We start from the raw sequence: 1,421 nt of genomic DNA, 5'->3' as shown, positions 1-1,421 counted from the left end.
AGCGGCAGCGATCCAAACGGCCCCGACCGGGCGCACCCCTCTCGGTTCAGACCGCGACACCTACCTGCAGCCAGTCCTGCGTGATCGCGGCAACAAGACCGCCACGGAGCGCTGCATAAACCCCGCCACCAAGCGAACGAAGCCACAGTCACCGGGCGGCACACCGAGCAGCCGCCACAAACGATCGTTTGGGTCTGAAGCCGCAGATGAGCCAAGACGTGGGACGTGGGAGAGGTGCCGGTCATCCCCTGGGGGTCACTGGACCTTCCCATCGGACTTCGCCGTCCACGACTTCGTCGGTCGGACTCATTCCGATACGGCGCGCGACCGCGGCGGACGCCCCATGGTCGGGGTGGATATGAGCGATGACCTGTTTCACGCCCATGTCCGCAAGTTCAGCCAGCAGGAGAGCGGCGGCTGCTGAGGCGTAACCATTGCGCTGCCACGGTGCTCCGATGACCCAGGCGATTTCGGCGGGTTGGCCTGAGACCGGGATGGTGGCCTGGACGTAGCCGAGTGCTTTCCCGGAGGTCTCGAACACCACCAGGTGATTGATCCAGGTCTCGGTCCTGTCAGTTGAGTGGCCCCGACTCTGAACGGTGTATTGGCCGGTGAGCCCCTCCACGGTCGGCGGTGTGCCCCCGGTGTACTGGTAGAGGGCCGGGTCGGCGAGGACCTTGGCCATCTCGGGTGCGTCATCGGGGGACAGTGGTCGCAGGCCAATCCGTTCGGTCATAGGGGCAAGCAGAGCCCGGTGGTTCAGAGATGTCAACCAGCTCGTCGGTGCTGGTCGAAGTGAAGTAGCGGGTGGCTACCCCGAACATGCCTCGAACTTGTGTCCATGAATGTGGCGTGATCTAGAAGCGCCACAAATGACCGATTCCGCCGGATGGATCCATATGATCCGTCCTGCTGTCGGAAGTCGACTGGACTGGAGGAGGCCATCTAGGGCCTGAGCCCGGATCGGGCCACGCGGCAGAAAGTTCAGTGGCCGCTGTCGTGCCCGGGGCGTGTTGTCGAGAATGCCTGCACTGCGACGATCACGAGCATCGCCGCGCCGGCCACCGCGGCGCCGGCCGGCCCGGCCACGGGTATCCCCAGGGCCGCCAGGAGTGCCCCGCCGAGGCCGAGGGCGACCATGGACCCGCCGATCCACCAGAACACCAGGGCATGGAAGGCGCGAGCGAAGGGGAGGAAGTGCGCGCCGACGACGGCGGCCACAAAAGCGATCTGCGCCGTCGGGGCATGGAAGGCCTGAGCGACCAGGTGCGTGACCGGCATCAGCAGGAGCATTGGGCGCTTGACCCCTGATCTTGGACACGCTGATTCCAGCACGATGATGGGGAAGCGAGAATCCAAGGGATGGCTAGGAAGAACTACACGGACGAGTTCCGGCAGCGGGCGGTGGACTTGTACGAGTC

At 65.2% G+C, this 1,421-nt stretch carries 2 protein-coding genes; both read right to left on the bottom strand.

Translation table 11 applies throughout. The features are described from left to right. Positions 1-241 precede the first annotated feature (241 nt). On the bottom strand, positions 242-736 hold the full coding sequence (locus tag MA879_RS12255; RefSeq protein WP_248126881.1) for a GNAT family N-acetyltransferase: 495 nt from the start codon (positions 734-736) through the stop codon (positions 242-244). Positions 737-984: 248 nt separating this feature from the next. Further along, positions 985-1,281, bottom strand: coding sequence for a hypothetical protein (locus tag MA879_RS12250; protein ID WP_248126877.1), 297 nt, complete (start codon positions 1,279-1,281; stop codon positions 985-987). Positions 1,282-1,421 lie beyond the last annotated feature (140 nt).

Source organism: Micrococcus lacusdianchii (assembly GCF_023155805.1).
In the GTDB taxonomy this organism is placed as follows: domain Bacteria; phylum Actinomycetota; class Actinomycetes; order Actinomycetales; family Micrococcaceae; genus Micrococcus; species Micrococcus lacusdianchii.
This window is presented reverse-complemented; position numbering and strand designations above follow the sequence as displayed.

Excerpts from the sequence above, each read along its gene's own strand:
- MA879_RS12250 (WP_248126877.1), bottom strand. The coding sequence starts at position 1,281 with ATGCCGGTCACGCACCTGGTCGCTCAGGCCTTCCATGCCCCGACGGCG.
- MA879_RS12255 (WP_248126881.1), bottom strand. The coding sequence starts at position 736 with ATGACCGAACGGATTGGCCTGCGACCACTGTCCCCCGATGACGCACCC.